13 protein-coding genes are annotated in these 20,322 nt (G+C 32.9%); 4 read left to right on the top strand and 9 right to left on the bottom strand.

The window, feature by feature from the left end:
* Position 1: 1 nt before the first annotated feature.
* Positions 2-1,774 carry a carbamoyltransferase family protein gene (locus DWV06_RS04130; RefSeq protein WP_115480894.1) on the bottom strand — a complete coding sequence of 591 codons (1,773 nt, stop codon included), beginning with the start codon at positions 1,772-1,774 and terminating at the stop codon, positions 2-4.
* 63 nt (positions 1,775-1,837) lie between these two features.
* Positions 1,838-9,178, bottom strand: a complete 7,341-nt coding sequence (locus tag DWV06_RS04125) for a non-ribosomal peptide synthetase (protein WP_115480893.1) — start codon at positions 9,176-9,178, stop codon at positions 1,838-1,840.
* Between the two features lie 329 nt (positions 9,179-9,507).
* On the opposite strand from DWV06_RS04125, the gene DWV06_RS04120 reads away from it, so the two are divergent.
* Entirely contained in the window at positions 9,508-10,488 is a 981-nt protein-coding gene (locus DWV06_RS04120) for an endonuclease/exonuclease/phosphatase family protein (RefSeq protein ID WP_115480892.1), read from the top strand.
* Between the two features lie 75 nt (positions 10,489-10,563).
* Here the strand turns inward: DWV06_RS04120 and DWV06_RS04115 are convergent, their stop codons facing one another.
* Positions 10,564-11,100 (bottom strand): flavin reductase family protein, encoded by a 537-nt coding sequence (locus tag DWV06_RS04115; protein WP_115480891.1) that lies wholly within the window; start codon positions 11,098-11,100, stop codon positions 10,564-10,566.
* Between the two features lie 104 nt (positions 11,101-11,204).
* Here DWV06_RS04115 and DWV06_RS04110 point away from each other — a divergent pair, with 104 nt between their 5' ends.
* Both DWV06_RS04110 and DWV06_RS18895 read left to right on the top strand, forming a co-directional pair.
* Complete coding sequence (locus tag DWV06_RS04110) at positions 11,205-11,522, top strand: winged helix-turn-helix transcriptional regulator (RefSeq protein ID WP_115480890.1); 318 nt, start codon at positions 11,205-11,207, stop codon at positions 11,520-11,522.
* 94 nt (positions 11,523-11,616) lie between these two features.
* A complete protein-coding gene (locus tag DWV06_RS18895; RefSeq protein ID WP_268877869.1) occupies positions 11,617-11,751 on the top strand; it encodes a hypothetical protein in 135 nt (44 codons plus the stop codon).
* 81 nt (positions 11,752-11,832) lie between these two features.
* Here DWV06_RS18895 and DWV06_RS04105 read toward each other — a convergent pair whose 3' ends face one another.
* The 5 genes from DWV06_RS04105 to DWV06_RS04085 all read right to left on the bottom strand — a co-directional run bounded on the left by DWV06_RS04105 (position 11,833) and on the right by DWV06_RS04085 (position 18,242).
* On the bottom strand, positions 11,833-13,788 hold the full coding sequence (locus DWV06_RS04105) for an ABC transporter permease (RefSeq protein WP_115480889.1): 1,956 nt from the start codon (positions 13,786-13,788) through the stop codon (positions 11,833-11,835).
* Between the two features lies 1 nt (position 13,789).
* Entirely contained in the window at positions 13,790-14,542 is a 753-nt protein-coding gene (locus DWV06_RS04100) for an ABC transporter ATP-binding protein (protein ID WP_115480888.1), read from the bottom strand.
* A gap of 27 nt (positions 14,543-14,569) precedes the next feature.
* On the bottom strand, positions 14,570-16,462 hold the full coding sequence (locus DWV06_RS04095) for a serine hydrolase domain-containing protein (RefSeq protein WP_115480887.1): 1,893 nt from the start codon (positions 16,460-16,462) through the stop codon (positions 14,570-14,572).
* A gap of 113 nt (positions 16,463-16,575) precedes the next feature.
* A complete protein-coding gene (locus DWV06_RS04090) occupies positions 16,576-17,580 on the bottom strand; it encodes a sensor histidine kinase (protein ID WP_115480886.1) in 1,005 nt (334 codons plus the stop codon).
* Positions 17,577-18,242, bottom strand: coding sequence for a response regulator transcription factor (locus DWV06_RS04085; RefSeq protein ID WP_115480990.1), 666 nt, complete (start codon positions 18,240-18,242; stop codon positions 17,577-17,579). Before DWV06_RS04085 ends, DWV06_RS04090 begins: the two co-directional genes overlap by 4 nt.
* 247 nt (positions 18,243-18,489) lie before the next feature.
* On the opposite strand from DWV06_RS04085, the gene DWV06_RS04080 reads away from it, so the two are divergent.
* Positions 18,490-18,945: an Hsp20/alpha crystallin family protein gene (locus DWV06_RS04080; RefSeq protein ID WP_115480885.1), complete on the top strand. Its 456-nt coding sequence runs from the start codon at positions 18,490-18,492 to the stop codon at positions 18,943-18,945.
* Positions 18,946-19,062: 117 nt separating this feature from the next.
* Here the strand turns inward: DWV06_RS04080 and DWV06_RS04075 are convergent, their stop codons facing one another.
* Positions 19,063-20,319: a GntP family permease gene (locus DWV06_RS04075; protein ID WP_115480884.1), complete on the bottom strand. Its 1,257-nt coding sequence runs from the start codon at positions 20,317-20,319 to the stop codon at positions 19,063-19,065.
* Positions 20,320-20,322: the final 3 nt, after the last annotated feature.

The following is a 20,322-nucleotide window of genomic DNA, read 5'->3' as shown; positions in this document are numbered from 1 at the left end:
ATCAAATAAAAGTATAAATAGCTTCAATTTGCCTTCCATTAAAAAGATCTTCAGGGGGCTTTACAAAATCAAAATCACTTTTTGCCATTTGAATAAACTTTTCAGATAGCATAGTTCTATCAATAATAAAATCTCCTAATACAAGAACATCAATTCCTGAATTCCCAAAACATCTCAATGCATCAATTGGACTGCAAACAATAGGCTCGCTGCGAACATTAAATGATGTATTTACTAAAATCGGACAGCCTGTGCGTTTATAAAATGCTGTGATAAGAGAATGAAACTCTGGATTTGTATCAGCAGTAACCGTTTGTGGACGACAAGAACCATCCACATGTGTAATCGCAGGCAAATCTAAATTAGATTTTACCTGGCAAGTCTCTAGCATGTATGGAGATGACATTTCCAAATCTATATGCTGCTTCGTATACTCTTCTAATACTGCAGGAGCAAATGGTCTGAACCCTTCTCGTTTTTTAACCAAATCATTCAGCTTTTCACGCATAGCAGGATCTCTTGGATCTGCGAGAATACTTCTGTGTCCTAAAGCTCTTGGACCAAATTCCATCCGCCCTTGAAACCAGCCAATCACTTTACCCTGAATGATTCTATCAACAACTTCCTCATTTAATTTTTGTCTGTTGTCTCTAAGATCAATTGCTTCAATTTCCATTGTACTTAAAATATTATATATCTCTTCTTTTTCATATTCAGGACCAAAATAAACATGACTAAAAGGTTCGCATCCACTTTTATGTCCGTTTAATTCTATGTAAGCTAGGGCTGCTGCACCAAATGCAGATCCGGAATCTCCAGCTGCCGGCTGAACAAATATATGATCAAATATGCGTGATTCACGAATTGCATGTGTCGCAACACAATTTAATGCGACGCCACCTGATAAACATAAATTAGGGGAATTGACCCTTTTTTTTAATTCGCAAACTTGCTTTAATAAGATTTCTTCTAAAACCACTTGTAAGCTTTTCGCCAAATCTTTATGCTCTTGTTTCAATTCTGATTCAGGAATTCTTGGTTCAAAGCCTATGTATTCGATAAATTCATCTGTATACATCCTTTGAATTTGTCCAAAATCGAAATAATTCATATCTAATTGAAAATCTAATTCGTTCGGCATTGAATACAATTTACGAAGTTTTTCTACATATACTGGTTTACCATAAGGCGCTAAACCCATAACCTTATATTCACCACTCAAGACTTTAAAACCGAGATAATTCGTAATTGTGCTATAAAACAATCCTACAGAATTCGGATACTTAATACCCCCGTGTAATTCTATATTAAGACCTTTCGCTTCACCAAATGTAGTAGAATCCCACTCACCAACACCATCTGTTGTTAATATTGCCGCATTATCAAACCCTGAAAAAAAGTAACTTCCTGCAGCATGAGATAAATGATGATCGTAATATTTAATTTCTCCTTCATATCCTAAGATTTCTTTAATTTCACGAAATGATCTTTGACAGTCTATCCACTTAAGTTCTTTATCAGCAGATTGGTTGAAATTATGTTCTATTTGACGTGACAACTTTTTATATGGATTTTCATAATATGCAATACAATCTATATCTGTTATTGTAATATCACCAGCTTCCAGACAATACCGAAATGCTCGGACAGGAAGTCTGGAGTCATTTTTAAAACGTGAAAATCTCTCCTCAGATGCTGCACATACAACTTTTCCGTCCCGGATCAGTACACATGAAGAATCATGAAAATATGCCGAAATACCAATTACATTCATAATATTTTTCCTTCTTTCTTACAGTATTAATCGCAATTGAAATTGCATTATACTTTTATTCAATTATTTCAAACACCCCTGCACTACTTTAACCAATGATTTAACATATGGTTCAAAAATCATTGACATATGGCTTCCATCAACTTCAATTAGTTCTACACTACCATTTGTATAATTCATCCAATCAAGATACTTTTCTTCATTTTCGACATTCTTCGAATATGGTATATGATGATTAGGATGTATAAGTACAATATTGCAATTCACTTTTCCCCCATCGTATGAATTTAGCATTCTAATATTACTAGTACAAATCTCAACCAGTTCCTTTAATTCATCTATATCTGCATCTTCTGAAATAACTTTATTTAGTTTTAATTGTTTTAACACCATCTGGTACATCGCATCAGAATCTGCAGTATCGATTTGGTTTAAATCTAAATCTATACTAGCTCCATATTGTTCTGCTGCTTCTTCTAAACATAATTTTAATATTGCACGCATATCAAGTGATTTCTGATGTGTTCCTGGTGCAGCACTATCAAACAATATAATTTTTTCAACCAATTGTCCTTCATGTTCAAGCTGCCGAGCCATTTCAAAGGATATAAGACCTCCTAAAGACCAACCTCCTAAAAGATATTGCCCCTTATTTTGAATCGTATAAACAGATTTTAAGTAGTATTCTGCTAATTTCTCAATGGAATTTACCCCTGCATCTTTCAATTCTTTATTACCAAGTTGTTGTAAACCAAAAACCGGATAATCAATCAAATTAGCCAGTTGGCTATAACATAATGCACTTCCACTTAATGGATGTACTAAAAACAATGACCTATTTGTTGCTTTTTTATGATTGAATGGTATGAGAGCTGTATTATGAAGACTAATATTTTCTTTTCTTATCATAATTGATAACGATTCAATCGTTCCATGATCATATAATGTTTCCATAGGTAAATTTATTGAAAATTCCTGATTAATTACTGTTAATAGCCTGACTGCTTTTAATGAATCACCGCCCGACTCAAAAAAATCGGATTGTATACCAGGTGCTTTAAAGCCTATAACTTCTTCCCATATCTTAGCTATTTGAGCCTCTTCTGTATTTCTTGGATACATAATATTACTTTTTGTATCATTTACAAAAACATCGATTTCAGACAATTCTTTCCTATCAATCTTTCCATTTTTGTTATAAGGTAATGCATCTAAAACTTTCAGTACAGCTGGCACCATATAATATGGTAAACGTTCTTTAAGATAATTTTTAATCGAGTCAACACAGGTATCATCAAATCCACTCTTCAATGAAACAAATGCTACTAATTGTTTATCATCTACATGACTGCCTTTTACCAAAACTGCAACCGTATTTATTGCCTCATACTCTCTTATTGCATTTTCAATTTCTCCAATTTCAATTCTAAAACCACGGAGTTTTATTTGATGATCCTTCCTTCCCATATATATCAGATTTCCATCTTCCTGATATTTAACCAAGTCACCTGAGCGGTAAAGACGGCAAAATTTTTCATCATGATCAAATGGATTATGAATAAAATTTCTTTTTGTTAATTCATGTCTATTATGGTAACCATCTGAAACACCAGCTCCACCAATATATAATTCTCCAGTGACCCCAATCGGTAATACTCGCATTTGGGAATTCAAAACATATAATTGAGTATTTGATATCGGTCCTCCTATAGGAACCGTTATAGCATCTTTCGGTAAGTTACGTACGTTATACCACACTGCCGAACAAGTCACTTCAGTAGGTCCTAATGCATTTACAAATACTTCTGGCGGATTGTCTTCTAATACGGCTCTTGCTCGTGTTGGATCCAACGCTTCCCCTCCAACAATAAGATATTTCATTTTTCTAAATGCAGAAGGCACTTCAACACTAATTGCATGAAATATCGCTGTTGGCAAGTAAGCCATAGAAATCTGATTTTTATCCACAAATTCCGCAAATTGTATAGGTTTTAGTTTAATTTCATCCGGCATGCCTATCATAATAGCACCATTAATTAGCGGTGACCATATTTCCCATGTTGAAATATCAAAAGCAAAATTATTTACTTTAAGGATTCTGTCATTCTCAGAAACTTGCATATGGTTTGAATTACACAAAAGCGCCGCAACATTATAATGCATCGTTCGGACTGCTTTAGGAACTCCAGTCGAACCTGAAGTGAATATCATATAAATAATTTGATTTGACTTCATAGAAAGGTTTAAATTTTCGTCACTTTCTTTATTTATAATCTCCCAATCTTTATCAAGGCAAACTATTTCTTCATTTTCAAATAGTGTTTTGGCAAACTCACACTGTGTAACAATTAATTTCGAATCAATTTCATTAAGAATAAATTCTACTCGCTTTTTTGGTAAAACCGGATCAATTGGAACATAGGCCGCTCCTGCCTTCACTATACCCAAAATTCCCACTATCATTTCTATGGAAGACTTAACACATATTCCTACAAAATCCCCGGTTTGTATATTTCCCCTACGTAAATAATTCGCAAGTTTATTTGCTCTGCAATTTAATTCAAAATATGTTAGCGATTTATTTTCAAAGAAAACCGCAATCTTATCAGGAACTCGTATTACTTGTTGTTCGAACATCTGATGCATACATAAATCTCTTGGAAATGGTGTGTGACAATCATTCCAGGTTTGGCAAAGCAACTTCTTTTCCTCATTGTCTACTAGTTCTGCTGAATCTACATATTGACTCGGAAAAGCAATTACATAAGACAACATTTTTATAAAATATTTAATTATTCTTTTAATGGTCCTTTCTTCAAAAAGATCTACTTTATATTCCACATATCCATTTAATTTCTGATTAACTTCAAACATAGCTACACTAAAATCAAACCGAGCAATTGCCGGATCCATAGGGATTGGTTTTGACTCTAAGTTTTCAAAATCCAAATTCACTTCATTTCCATTAAATAATGAAAAAAATATATTAAATAATGGATTTTTATTTTTTTCTCTGTTTGGTTTTAAGGCGGATACTACCTCTTCAAACGGGATATCAGAATATCTCAAAGCATTGAGTAATTTATTCTTCATCTGTCTTAAAACCATTTCAACCGTAGATTCCGGTTCGAAAATACAACGTAACACTACAACATTTGCAAAGTTTCCCATAACGTGCTCAACTTCAGAATTTTTCCTTCCCGCTACTACAGTTCCGATAGAAATATCGTTAGAACCACTTAATACATGAGTCAAGGCTGCAAACGCAGTCACAAGTACATTATAAGTACTTAACCCTTGTCTTATAGAAAATTCTTTTAGTAATTTATACAAAGTTTCCGGTATTTCAAACGAAATTCGACGCCCTTTTATACCACCTTTAGATAAAGCAAACTTATTCCCTAATGTAAGATCCACCTCTGAAGGTACTCCTTCGAGTTCTTCCAGCCAATAAGTTCTTTGTTTATCCATTATCTCAGGTGTATGTTTTTTTTCCTGCCATTCCATATAGTCTATCGGCTGCATTCGTAATTTGGGCAAAACAGGTTCTCTACTCTCACATCTAGACTGATACAACTCATTTAATTCACTCGTAAATACTTGAGCAGATGACCATCCATCAGCAATAATGTGGTGAAAATTCCAGAAGAAGACATACTCAACCATATTCAATTTAAATAATTTTGCAGCAAATGGAGGTACTTCACTCAAATTAAAAGGCCTTGATGCTTCAACTTCTAGTAACTTTAATAATTCAGCTTCTTGAGCCTTTTTATCCGCCCTAGTAATATCGACTACCGGCAGCATGTATTTTTTGGTTTCAAGAACTGTTTGGAAAGGTTCCCCTTCATCATCAACAAAAATAGTTCTCAATGCTTCATGCCTGCTTATTATTTTAGCGATAGACCATTCTAAAAATTCAACATTCAATTCCCCTTTGAAATATACCGCTTCCGGACAATTATAAGCAGCTGATTCCATATCCATTTTATACAGATACCAATAATTTTTTTGCGTTCCTGCCAATGGTGCTTTTTTTTGCTGAGCAAATATTCTTTGAACAAGTCCTTTTATAGTCGGATCTTCATAAAAATCAATGACATCAATTTCAACTGCATATATTTCCCAAATACGAGTAAGTACTTGTATTGCCATTAAAGAATTACCACCCATTTCAAAAAAGTCCGATGTATCATTATTTACTTTGCATTCTAATACATCTTCCCAAACTTGAACAATCGATTCAAAGATAGGATTTTCTTTTTCTTCTTTGCCTAACATTTCTTTTGTATTAATATCAACAGTCTCAGGAAGGGAACTTAAATTTATTTTTCCTGTTCCCGTAACCGGAAATTCTTCTAATTGAATAAAATTTGATGGTACCATAACTCTAGACAAATGTTGAGATGCAAAATCCCGTAACTCTTGTTCATTTAAACTACCTTGCTTATCCAATACATAATATGCCACCAATTTTTCATTTTCTTTGGCTTTTTGAAGTACTACCTTCAATTGTTTTATATTAGGGTATTTTTCTAAAACTGTTTCAATTTCACCTGACTCTATTCGAACCCCATTTATTTTGATTTGTTGATCTTGCCTTCCTAAAAATTTAAACCTTCCAGAGGATAGTTTTGTAACTATATCACCGCTTTTGTACATTTTTGCATTTGGACTATTTGAAAATATATCTTTAATAAAACTTTTCTCTGTAAGATAAGGTTCATCTAAATAGTCTTCTGCTATATCCCCACCTATATATAATTCACCTGGTGTATTTGGCGGAACTATCTTTCCATCTTCATCAAGTATATAGACTCTCTTATTTAAAAATGGTAATCCTATTTCTCCCAACGAATAATCTTTTTCAGTAAGAGGTTTACAATAGCATGTATCAATAACAGCTTCTGTAGGTCCATACATATGTATCAGTTCTACTTTTGGTAATTTTTTTCGAAACTGATCCTTTACATTATCAGGTAATACTTCACCGCCACAAAAAATACATTTTAATTTACTATCACAATTAGATGGTAAGTTTGTTAGCACTAATTCTAATTGTGTAGGTGTTATTTGCATATGTGTCACTTCGTATTTTATAATTAAATCTATAATTTTCCTTGGTTCCCAATTAAATACTTTCTCATTACTTAAAACGATGGAAGAGCCATAGACAAACGGACCGAGCAGCTCCCAAATTGCGATATCAAAATTAGGGGCTACAGAATGCAAAATTCTGTCTCCAAAGCTTATCTCTGCACTATCAAGACGTGCTAATATTTGACTACATATTGCCTTATGAGTAACTCTGACCCCTTTGGGTACTCCTGTAGAACCTGATGTAAAAGCTATATATGCTATTGTGAAAGGATTCGCCTTATTGTGAAATTCTTCAGCATTCTCACTACTTGATTCAATTTCTGAATCAATATATAAAACATTATCAAATATATCTGATGTATATTCTTTTAATTGACAAACCGAAAGAATAGTTTTTGCATTTGCTTTCTTCAATATTAACTGATTACGTTTTTTGGGCTCCTGCGCATTAAGCATCAAAATAGTTGATCCACTTTTTAATACTGCCAATATACTAATAATAAGTAGTGGTGTTCTATCCATAATTAGTCCAACAACATCCCCTGGCGCCACTCCTTTCTCGTTTAAAATATTGCAGACTTTATTTATTTCATGATTCAGTTTCGCATAAGAAATTGTATGACTCGGACTTATAACGGCATTGCTTTGGCTATTTTTTTTAACATTTTGTTCGAATAAGTCTATAACAGTTGCATAATTACTACTCTCATCACATTTCAATTTGGTCGAATATTCATAAGGATTTTTCAGAAATTCATCCAATCTCTCTCTCGTTTTCGGCATAGTCTCATCAATCGTTCCTATGCTATATTCATACGGTTCTGTATTAAAATCAAATGGAGTCGTTTCTTTGCAAACATTGTTAATATCACACTTTACTTCACATAATACTTGATCAGATTTACATCTTACCCATTCTATTACTTGATATAAATTAGTGTTTGATTTTATATTATATCGATACATGAGTCCAGCTTCCAAAACACTCCACATTCCAACTTTTCCAATTGCATAATAAAATATACTTTTTATTTCCTTATTCACTGACATTTCTTTCATCATTTTTTTTATTTGATTAATATCAGTTACTAGATGTTCATATGCTTCTTTAGCCTTCATTTCTTCGCGTATATATCTCATTAGTTTAGAATTAGTTAATGATAATGTTGCTCCCAATTTAACTAATAATGGTTCTGACGGTCCTTCTCCAATTCTAAAAAACCTTGTATCACGTAAAATTTGAGAAGTAAAATTTCTTTCATCAAGGCCTCTTGCTCCTAATAATTGTACTAATTTATCCGCGGATTCCCATGCAAGTTCAGAAGAACATACCTTACAAGCTATAGCAATATCTTCTGGTATTTCTTCATTACAATCTATTTTTTCAGCAATGAAGAAGCCTAACGCCTCTATAGCTCCCACCGCTTTATCAATCTCCCTTAATCTGGATATCGTTACAGGATTATCCACTAACATCCCCGAACCAATATTTCTTTGTGAAGCATAACGAAGCATAAACTGGCTGCATCTTTTCATAATACCTGTGCAAATAGCAGTCGTAAAAAAGCGCCCAAACAATAACCCGCTTTCAGCAACCACCATACCCTTTCCTAATTCACCAATTAGGTATTCTTCCCCTACTTCAACATCTTTAAAAGTTATACTTCGTAATCCTACCCCATTAATGCTTAACATTTCTTTCGGTTCTTCTACATTTATCCCAACTGTTCTTCTTGGAATTGCAAAACAACTAATTCCTTTATAACCAGAATCTTCTGGATGACGACCAAAAACAAGAAACATATCAGCAGATGCTGCACCTGTAATCCAACATTTAGTTCCGTTTATTTTCCACCTGCCTCTCCCTGCTGGTACTATACTAGTTCTCATTTTCCTTGGGTTCGAACCAGCTTCCGGCTCACTAAGCGCAAAGCATCCCAAATTGTTTCCAGCAGCAATCTGTGGAAGATAAAATCCGCGAAATTGTGGTTTTGCAAATAATAATATTGGATAACTAAATGTATGTTGTACTATCAGATATGTAGCCAAGTTAATATCGATAGCTGCAAGCTGTTCCACTATTTTTACTGTATCTGACATAGGCAGATTCAATCCCCCATACTCTGTAGGAAGCCTTATCCCAAATAAACATCTCTTTCCTGCTTCAGACAAAAAATCTTCAGGAATTTTTTTATTATACAACATTCCTTCGGTATTCAATATAGAATTACAATAATTTCGTATCCAATCGATTATCTCATCTGTAGTTTCAGGATTATTTTTTTTCATTTGATTTCTAGTCATAGCATTATCCTCCTTGTCCTTATTAATAATGCAAATTATCCTATTTTTCTACTTTTATTGATTCTAATCGCAAATTATAGCATTTTATTTTCCTAGTATTCCTATCGTGTAATAATTAATACTTTTATCGTAACTTTCTCTTGTTTTTTAATTGTTAGTAATTAGATGATACGTTTAAATGAGATGTATCTAAAAAAGCAGCAATGTATGCCACTCACATTAAGAATTTATTAATAAAACTTAGTACACAATTATGTTAATATAGATATAAAATAAAAATTCATACTCCCGAGAAAATACTTAATTAAGTCATTTGAAAGGAGAAATATATGAAAACTTTAAAGGTAGGATCGTTTAATTTGTACAATCTCGTATTACCCAATCATACTTACTATGATAACAATTCTTATTCCGACATCGATTATAAGAAGAAATTGGAATGGATTCGATCTCAAGTGCAAACAATGGACGCCCAAATAATAGGGTTTCAAGAAATTTTCCACAAGGAAGCTCTAGTAGCTGCGTTAGATAATACGCAATTTAATTCTGAACAAATTCACGTTTTAGGAGAAACAGGAAGTTCTCCTGTCGTCGGTCTGGCTTCACAATTCCCTGTTATAAATGAGCCTGAATCAATCGAAAATATCCCCACCGAAGTTACAAAAGCTATTAACGGATTACCTGAAGAATTCAAAAAATTCTCAAGGGCACCTCTAAAAGTCAAACTATCACTACCTGAAGGGATCAATATCACTGTAATTGTTTGTCACTTAAAATCCAAACGACCAATCATAATGAAAGGTGAGGATGATAATGATTTAATGATTCAGGCTTTAGGAGAAACAAGATCATTGTTAAGACGATCCATCGAGTCCTCGGGAATCAGAAAAATAGTATTAGATGAGATATCTAACAATAATAATCCTCTAATATTAATTGGCGACCTAAATGACTCTACGCGCTCTGTGACAACAAATATTATTGCCGGACCATCTCCTTGGAAGTTTGATCCTATTGAAGTCAAAAAACAACATTGGGATTGTATGTTATATAGTGTTTTTGATATCATTTCACAGAAATCATTTAAAACTGATTGGCCAACCTATATTTATAATGGTCACTACGAAGAACTAGACCATATCTTACTTTCACAGGAATTCTTTTTCCGAAACCAAGAACGAATAGGTGACTTAGATTTTGTACATATTTTAGACGATCATTTAATAGACAATACTTTATCAAAAGATAAGTTACCCAAATGGCAATCTGATCATGGTCAAGTAGTTGCTACCATTCGTTTTATTACATAGATTGCTTCTATCACGTTTCTAAACTTTCATTACCCAAAAAACATTAAAAGCATCTCCGAAGAGATGCTTTTATAGTTATTCTATTATATATGCATTGACTATTTCACCGTTAAATACAGTGGAAAAATCCTTATTCTTACCACAAAATGAACTATCTACATCTTGTGGGTAAAATTCTTTCTTAATTTCCTCAGGAATTAATTGTTTATCCTGTTTCTGTTTATAAATTACTTTACATTCAAGCGTCAGTGGAAGTTCTTTTATCCCCGGCACTGAAATCACATTTGGTTCTTCTAATGTTAAATTTAATTCTTTTATCTTGTTGTTTTCCCTACCTGTTTTTGTTCCACAAAATTTCATTATTTCCCTATTAACGTTTCCATATGGAATATTTATTGTAAATTCCGGGTTCTCTTCAAGTATCTGTTTCGTAAATCGATTTTCTCTTATAAATAATGTGAAAATAGGTTTCGACCATTGGATACCAAGTGCTCCCCAGGATATCGTCATAGTGTTTACTTTTTCCTTTGATTTTGTTGTTAGTAGTACTCCTTCTTTTAGTGCTTGTAAAATATCCTTAGTATACTCAAAAACTTCAATTTCTTTTTTCATTATATAATCCTCCTTGTTTTTTTAATGTCTAAATGATAAACTAATGTACAACAAAATGGAAGTACGCACTTATTTGTGTGATACTATCTAAGAGGAGAGTAATAATGTCTAGTGAAGTTAATGTAAAACCATTTGCTTATGCAATGTCTTTGATAGACGGCAAGTGGAAAATGCACATATTGTTTTGGCTTTGGAAAAAAGAAGTTCTAAGATATGGAGAACTAAAACGCTATCTTTCAACAATAACTCATAAAATGCTAAGCACTCAATTAAAGGAATTAGAAGCAGACAATTTAGTTATCCGAAAAGAATACCCTCAAATCCCACCCAAAGTAGAATATTCATTATCAGAAAGAGGGTTAAGCTTAATGCCGGTCTTACATTCACTTTGTGAATGGGGCCATGCACATATTGAAGATTAATAATACTCATAAACTTCAGGATGAAGGAATAAGTATAATTCTTACATAAAATGAACATATTATTGAGGTAGTTAATAATTATTGGAGGGACATTATGCCAAAAGATAGCCAGCCTGATAACAAAAAAGCACGAATGGAAAAATGTAATGGTCAAACACCAATTACAAGAGAAAACCAAAATAAAAATAGGAATGCTAAACATAAATCCATCCCACATAACGATGTTTAGCCATAGTCAAAAGAAAGCTAGTGATAATTTGAACATCACCTTCAAATTATACTAGCTTTCTTATTTTTCATTCTATATTATTTAATAAAAGATAATCCTACTAAATCCCTGCTTACAGGCATTAAAATATAATCCATAGAATACCGTAAATACAATAATCGTAAATAAAACCATTTTTATGATAGAAAAATTCCCAGCAATTTGAATATAATTTGTTATAGCAATCAACGCAACGGCACTATTACTAATTGTTAAAAGTATTGGTGCAAAAAAATAAATTGCCATTTGAATAAATATTGAACCATGAATCATTTCATCATCAACTCCAATATCCTTAAGCGTTTTGTATCTTTGCCTATGCTGTGCAGCATCCGTAAGTTGTTTAAGTGCCAATATAGCACTGCTCATGATCAAAAAAGTAATACCAATATATAAACCTGCAAATATAGCGAGAGCTGACATACCATAAAGCTTTTGTAGAACCTCAAATCGAACAATCAACGAACCCTTTTTGTATTTCTTAATTTCATTTGTCACTTTCTCTGAAAATGTTTCCTCATATTTACTATTTATATTAACAGAAACAACTTTATTTATAGGAGTTGTTTCTGCTAGTTCTTCATCATTAATAACTGCAAATTCTAAATAGTGTGCTACTAGGTTTTCATCATACACACCGTCTATTTTTCGTTTGCATCCTGCAATTCGCATTGTTTTATTAAAATCAATAAATTCTTGAACAAATGGCTTTAGTTCTGATTCTATTACATGCAATACAATTGCACCTTTATCAAGGGATATCTCATCAAGCCCTTTTTGCTTTCTCAAATTATTGTAATCAGTCAGCTTAACTAGCACTAACTTTAGATTAAGAAGATTATGATATGCATTTTTATTTTTCTTAGAAGCTTCTTTCAATGCCTGTTTTGTTACGGTATTGGATAATGACACTCCAGACGGATAAACATCTGCCTCTGAAATTGATGCTTTATCATACCCTTCAGATTTAATATAGTTACCGATTGGAACTATATCTGTATTGATTCCAGCCGTAAATTCAAAATCGTTCGGTGCTGCACGCTTTAGTTTGTTAATTGCAAAATCGTTCAAACCAAAACCTCCTGCAAAAGCACATACAGTAACAAGAAGCATTATAGAAATAGTAGATATTAATATCGTAGATGTCATTATTCTATTCGCAACCTGGCGAAGTGAAAAAATATTTAATTTCTTATAATATAGCTTTTTGGTACTCGTCAATATTGTCAATAAAAAACCGGAAGCAGAGAAATAAAATAAGTATGTACCCGTACTTCCAAGAATAAAAACAGGGATAACCTTCGTTACATCATTAAAGCGAAAGTCTTTACTAAGTGCTGTAATATAAGCTGTTACAAGAAGAATAACAGAAATTATAAATAATGTAATTGATACCCACGTCTTTGCAAATCTTATCTTCTCACTTTTTTTGTCTATTTGTATAAGATCTACAATTCTAATACGAGCAACCTTATATGAAAAAAATGCAGCAACTACAATAAAAATGAGCAGAAAGAAAAATACTGTTTTTATGACTGATGCAATAGAAAAAGAAAACTTTATTGTTTCAAGCTCCTGTTTAAAAATCCTTGCTATAATAAAGGATATCCCCTGGGATAGAAATAGTCCTGCTAAAATTCCTGACACCAGTGAAACAATACCAAGTAATAACATTTCAAAAAACAGCATGACCGATATTCTATGTGTCGACATTCCTAGCAGCATATAAGTCCCAAGTTCCTTACTGCGTCTTTTCATCATAAAACTGTTAGCATAGATAATAAGAAATCCCAAAATTATACTAATGAAAATAGATAATGCATTGATAAAAATTGGCAATGTTTCTCTTATTTCTTTTGATGAAGACTGGATTCCTTGATTATATGGTATTGCGTTAAAAATGTAAAAAACAGCAACTGCAAAGAAAAGTGTCAAAAGATATACCGAATAATCTCCAAAGCTTCTTTTTATATTTCTTATCATTAATTTAAAGTACATTTTACAGTCCCCCCAAAAGAGAAATTACATTTAGAATTTTATCAAAGAACTGATTGCGTGTGTCACTTCCGCAAACTAATTCTGTAAAAACAACCCCATCTTTTATAAATAGTATTCTTTTACAAAAACTAGCTGAAAATATATCATGTGTGACCATTAAAATCGTTGCCCCAATCTCTAAGTTAATTGTCTGCATCGTTTCCATAAGCATCTGAGCGGATTTAGAATCAAGCGCTCCTGTCGGCTCATCAGCTAGAACTAAACTAGGATTCGTAACAATTGCTCTTGCTGCTGAAACTCTCTGTTTTTCTCCCCCTGATATCTGATAAGGAAATTTATTAAGTATATCATAAATATTTAATGTTCTGGCTATATTTTCTACGTTTTTATCAATTAGTTCCGGTCTTTCTCCCTGAATTGAAAGTGCCAACGCAATGTTTTCATGTACATTCAGTGTATCAAGAAGATTATAGTCTTGAAATATAAAACCTAACTTTTCTCTTCTGAACTTAGCTGATTTGTTAGCATTCATCTTAACAACTTCCTGACCATCAAGTATTATATTGCCGGAAGTTGCGGAATCGATTGTCGAAATTACATTAAGCAGAGTTGTTTTTCCACTACCTGAAGGTCCCATAATTCCCGTAAATTCACTCCTTTTGACACTAAAACTCACCCCATTTAGTGCAGGCGTTTTATTATATCTGCCTCCATATTGTTTTCTTACATTTTCTACCTTTAATATCTCGTCCAAAGTTTTTCTCCTTCTTTTTTCAAAAAATTATAGCTTAAATCCATTCATAACATACATAAATAACAGATTAATTATAGATGCGACAGTGATTATAGAGTAATATAACCTTAACCGTAATAAGTATTTTTTCTTAAGCCAACCATTTACAATAACTATTACAGAAACTACTGTAAGTCCAAATGAAAAGTAACACACTACAGATATTAACGGAATAATATATGTATGTACAATAAGTGTGTCTGCTGCCATGCATTTTATTGCCATAATTCCATTTAATCCATAATAAGTAAGTATTAGAATACTTAATAAAAGTAATATAGATTTGAAAATCAGAGACTTACCTGTCTGTTCTTTTCTATTACGAATCATGAAGATAGGCAGCAATATAATTGATAACAGTAAAAGCGGTATAAAGACAATTGCAGCTATCATTAAATTATGATTAAAACCAGATAACTTCTCATAGTCGGAACCCATAAAGCTAAAAACCATCCTGTTATTTTTCTCTGCTATTTTGCAGTAGTTTCCACTCTCTTTGCTATAAAAATATCCCTTACCTATATATTTGAACTTACATTTAAGTTGTCCACCGTTAAACATAAGGTTGCCTGCCTTATCACATTGAACATTACATGTAATCAGTAATGATTTCAATTTTGTTTTATCGGTTTGCCCATATGATCCAAATACATATCTCCCATTTATTCGTTTTACATTCATATCCATAGGAATGTTCTGCTTTAGAAGCTTTTCAGGTTCGACATCTTTACCTTTCTCTGTAAAGAATTCATAAAATTTATCAACAAATTCATTGCACACTTTATTACTTCCTTCAGAATCTGTATTAATGGATATGAACATACCAATATTTTCATCTGGTAATATTGATAATTTTGAGGAAAATGAAGGAAGATAGCCTCCATGTTCTATAGTTCTTTTTCCATTTCTTACTGTTTCATAAAATCCAAGACCATAACCTGTTAATCTACCGTCATTCGGATAATGATTACGATGCATGTTATTTACAGTACTTTTATTCAGCACTCTTATTCCGTTGTATTCACCATTATTTAGGTGCATAAGTATAAAAGCAGCCATATCAGAAGCTGTAGCACAAATCGATCCACTTGGATGGTCACTGATTACTGTATATGAATTTTCTATATACTTACCATCCTTATATTTATAAGGCTTTGTCATATTCTTAAAAATAGAACTGTTCAATCCGTATGATGAATTTTTCATATGAAGTGGTTTCAGAATATGTTCCGTTATATAATCGTTTATCGACTTACCCGATACCTCTTCAACTAAATGACCCACAAGTGCCATACCATAAACATTATATTGACAAAAAGTCCCGGGCTTTCTTATGACCGGCGGCATGTTTTTCTTTAATTCCTTTTCTAATGGTTCTAGAGAATCATAAAGTATATCTCCCGAACTTTTCAGGTACAATGGCACCCTGTCATCCAACCCTGCGGTATGAGTTAACAAATTTCTAAGGGTGACCGGCTTTGAAAAAGGATTATTAAGCTTAAACGCGGTCAAATAATTGTTCACGTCCTCATCAAGAGACAACTTACCCTGCTCGACCAACTGCATAGCTGCAGTTGCTGTAAACAACTTTGAAACAGATGCAATTTGGAAAACAGTAGTATGAGGGTCTACTGGAATTTTTTTCTTTATATCTGAATATCCATAACCCTTTTCAAAAAAAACCTGTCCATTCTTTACAATAGAAACCGCAACCCCAGCCACATGATACTCTTCAAGAACCTTCTTCATGTAATCATCCGTCATTCTTTCGAAGGTATCTACAGATTCTTCTGAAGTCTCCGCATAAACAATACTTTTCTGACTTAAAGAAAAAATAATAAAAATAAGTAATATAAAACACATAATCTTTTTAATTTGCATATCATTCCTCCTTGCAAAACTTACAGAATATGTGTTTATTTTATTTTATCGTTTTATATTTTTCCATCGATTTTCATTACAAATAACGAACATAATTGTCACATTTAGAAAAGTTAAATTTTATTTTTAGGAAAAGCAATTGATACTTTTGTAAATTTTTCTCGAGAAGATTGGACATAAACATCATGACCTAGTTTCATACAAAGCTTTTTTACTAGATAAAGACCCATGCCTGTAGATTTTTCATATTTACGTCCCGACTCTCCGGTAAAGCCTTTATTAAAAATCCGATCAATATCTTTCTTGGGAATACCTATGCCGTTATCCTCAATATTTAAAATAACAGATTCATTTTTTCTATCTACCCATATTTTTATATATGGAGAATCCTTTTTAGAATATTTTATTGCATTTATAAATATCTGGTTGAATATGAATCGAAGCCATTTCTCATCAGAAATTACTGTTTCACCACTATTTTTTACCTCCATTGTTATTCCTTTGCGTTCAATAAGTACAGCATTATCTTCTATCGCAGATTTGACACATTTCATTACAGGAATTTCCTTTATAAAGTAATCTTTTTCCACATTTTCGCTTCGGGCAAAATAAAGAGTCTGCTCAACAAGATGCTCAATTTTATTAGCCTCTTCCAAAAGCTCCTCATAAGAAATTCCTTTTAAATCAGTTTCGATAATTAATTTGATAGCCGCTATAGGTGTTTTTACATCATGTACCCATGATTCAATATATTCTTGATAATTACTTTGCTTATTTTTTATGGCATCCATTTTCTCTTCTATATCTTCATTTAACCTCTGTATATAGTCAAAAAATATTTTCATATCCGAATTTTCCGGAGGTCTTAGGCTGTTTGCTAAAGAATTAAGATCTGTAGAATTCTCAATAAATTCCTGCAAATGAGTGAAATAGCTACGACGTTTAATAAATGTGACTATAAGATAAATTAAAAATACAATTGCCCACATAAATACAATAAAGAACACAGCAAGCTTTGGTATGTCAAATATGCTCAGATAAGAGTAAAGTACTATCATTCCAATAACATGTAATACTATAATACTTTTTCTTCCATTTAAAAAATTTATAAAACTCATGTTATCATATACCCCTGTCCATGTTTTGTAATAATATAATCATATATTTTAATATCTTCTAGCTTTCTTCTGAGTCTGTTTATGTTGACAGTAAGTGTATTATCATCCAAAAAAACATCCTCATTCCACAGCTGTTTCATCAACTCTTCTCTCGAAATAAGCTTCCCATTATTCTTCATTAAGTAGTATAAAATTCTATATTCATTTTTTGATAGATCTACAGATTTTTCTTTATATACAGCGGTATAACTTCCAAGGTTTAATGTAAGTCCGTTATGTTCCAAAATATCACTTGAAGAAGAATAGCTCCGCCTTAACAGAGCACCTATTCTTGCAAGCAAAACCTCTGGTTTATAGGGTTTCGTTATGAAATCATCCCCGCCTAATGTCATTCCCATTACTTCATCCATGCTGTTACTACGGCTTGTCACAAAAATAATAGGAACATTGGAAATTTTTCTTATTTCTCTACAAAAATGAAAGCCATCAAAACATGGTAGATTGATATCGAGCAAAACAAGATGCGGCATAGATTCTTTAAAACTATTTATGATATGTTCATCCAAAGAAGGGGCTAAAATTGAATACCCATATTGGACAAGAAGCTTTTTTAACTTATCCTTAAGCCTTTCATTATCTTCTATAATCATAATTTTATACAATATATCACGACCTTTCACAAAATCATAATTAGTGTCTTCCACTTATGAATTATATTATCATATTTTTCTAATTACTTGGTAACAATTTACGAAAGGTTTTAGCCAATAAAACTCAGCGTTTGTTTTCGTAAAATAATTTTCAAAAAAACACTTTAGCCTATTGACAAAACCAAAATAATATGCTATATCATAATTAGCACTCATCACAATAGAGTGCTAACAATAAATAGAAAAGGAGTTGTTGACCATGACAGGATTGATACCTTTCAACAAAGGAAAAAAAGAACTTTCAACACAAACTGGCTTTGGCTTTGATAGCTTTAATAACATGCTTGATGACTTTTTTTCAAGCGATTGGCCTTTCAGAAGGTCTCTAACATATGATACCTTCAAGGTAGACGTTATGGAAGAAGACAATCAATATGTTGTAGAAGCTGAAGTCCCTGGCATTGCTCGAAATGATATTAATGTTGCACTCAATGAAGGTAAACTTCTAATTTCAATTAAGAAAGACGAACAGAATGAAAATTCAAGCAAGAATTACATCCATCGTGAAAGACGTTATACTTCTATGAGCCGTTCCGTTTATTTAGAGGATGCGAAAGCTGATGGAATCAAAGCAAAACTTGATAATGGATTACTTAGAATTATTGTACCAAAAGAAGAAAAACCTAACCATTCGATTATAATAGACGTAGAATAGTATAGAGGCATATCAGTAAATGTACTGATATGCCTCTTATATTAAACTGGCAATAAGAGACTTGAAACGAATTAAACCTATGAAAACTCAATTTCATAGGTTTGTTCTATAATAATTTCAAATTAAATAAATAATTACCGACGCAATAGTACTAGCTAAACCAACACAAGCTTCATAAGGGATAAGCTTCATCCGCTCACGAATACTCATATTTACAGAACCTCCTGTTGCATGGAAAAATGAACCATGCGGCAGCGAATCGATTACAGTACTCCCTGCATGAATCATAGCTGCTGCTGATATTGCAGGTACACCTGCAGAAAGTAAAGCTGAAGAAAATGTCTGTGAAGAAATGGTTGCCCCTGCAGTTGTAGATGCCGTTGCACCAGCCATTAGAATTCCTGATAGAGGAGCCAGAACAAAAGCTGGCATGTTCATTATTTCCAATAAATTGGTTACATCATATTGAAGTGCCGAAGCTTTGATAATTCCAGCGATTGTACCGGTACCAATTAGGAGAACGGAAACCCCTATCACCTTACTTAACCCAAATTCGGTGTATGCAATCAAATGCTTTCTATTTCCTGTTATCAGAATGCTTAAAACCCCACCGATCGGCAAAGCGATTAATGGATCTACACTTATTTCAAAGAGCGGACGAAGTGCCAGAAGAATGATAACGATCAAGGGACCGCAAATAGCAGGAAGAAAACCAGGCAGCTCCTTATCCTCCTTAAGTTCCATCTCTTTTTCATCTATCATCTCTTTATTCTTTTTTGCAAGCAGTGTTGCAAGAATTACGGTTACAATCAAGGCACAGACAGCTGGAAATATATTCTTAATCATAAGGGCAGTTAAATCAATATTAAACGCTTCAGAAGCGGCTAACGTATTTGGATTTGGGGATATGATATTGCCAGCCTTACCTCCACCTATCATAGCTAATAAAACACCACTTTTTGCTAAACCTGCTTTTTTACCTATTGCCAGAGCAATGGGAGCTACAGTAATTACAGAAATATCTATGAATACACCTACTGAGCAAATTATCATAGTCGCTATGGATATAGCCGCTATAGATCGTTTCTGTCCTAACTTATCGACAATTGTTTCTGCTATTTTTTCTGCAGCACCTGTTTTTATCAACGCTCCGGCAAGTATCCCTGATGTCAAAATACGCAAGACGGAAGACATCATCCCTTGAGCTCCTGTAACCATTGTATTTGCAGTAGTTACAAGACCTCCCCCACCAATAATACCTCCAATTAAAGCCCCAAGAATCAGACTATATGCAGGCTGTACCTTTTTTATAATAAGAAAAATCGCTATGGCTAATCCTATTAAAGCTCCAATTGTTGTAAACTCATATGACATATA

It is taken from the genome of Anaerosacchariphilus polymeriproducens (assembly GCF_003363435.1).
Taxonomy (GTDB): Bacteria; Bacillota; Clostridia; order Lachnospirales; family Lachnospiraceae; genus Anaerosacchariphilus; species Anaerosacchariphilus polymeriproducens.
Note: the sequence above shows the minus strand (reverse complement) of the source record. Positions and strands in the feature narration are given on the sequence as shown.

Bases quoted from the DNA above. Each gene is read 5' to 3' on its own strand.
- DWV06_RS18895 (WP_268877869.1), top strand. From the start codon at position 11,617: ATGCCAAAAGATAGCCAGCCTGATAACAAAAAAGCACGAATGGAAAAA.
- DWV06_RS04080 (WP_115480885.1), top strand. From the start codon at position 18,490: ATGACAGGATTGATACCTTTCAACAAAGGAAAAAAAGAACTTTCAACA.
- DWV06_RS04115 (WP_115480891.1), bottom strand. From the start codon at position 11,100: ATGAAAAAAGAAATTGAAGTTTTTGAGTATACTAAGGATATTTTACAA.
- DWV06_RS04120 (WP_115480892.1), top strand. From the start codon at position 9,508: ATGAAAACTTTAAAGGTAGGATCGTTTAATTTGTACAATCTCGTATTA.
- DWV06_RS04090 (WP_115480886.1), bottom strand. From the start codon at position 17,580: ATGAGTTTTATAAATTTTTTAAATGGAAGAAAAAGTATTATAGTATTA.
- DWV06_RS04125 (WP_115480893.1), bottom strand. From the start codon at position 9,178: ATGACTAGAAATCAAATGAAAAAAAATAATCCTGAAACTACAGATGAG.
- DWV06_RS04075 (WP_115480884.1), bottom strand. From the start codon at position 20,319: ATGTCATATGAGTTTACAACAATTGGAGCTTTAATAGGATTAGCCATA.
- DWV06_RS04110 (WP_115480890.1), top strand. From the start codon at position 11,205: ATGTCTAGTGAAGTTAATGTAAAACCATTTGCTTATGCAATGTCTTTG.
- DWV06_RS04130 (WP_115480894.1), bottom strand. From the start codon at position 1,774: ATGAATGTAATTGGTATTTCGGCATATTTTCATGATTCTTCATGTGTA.
- DWV06_RS04105 (WP_115480889.1), bottom strand. From the start codon at position 13,788: ATGTACTTTAAATTAATGATAAGAAATATAAAAAGAAGCTTTGGAGAT.
- DWV06_RS04095 (WP_115480887.1), bottom strand. From the start codon at position 16,462: ATGCAAATTAAAAAGATTATGTGTTTTATATTACTTATTTTTATTATT.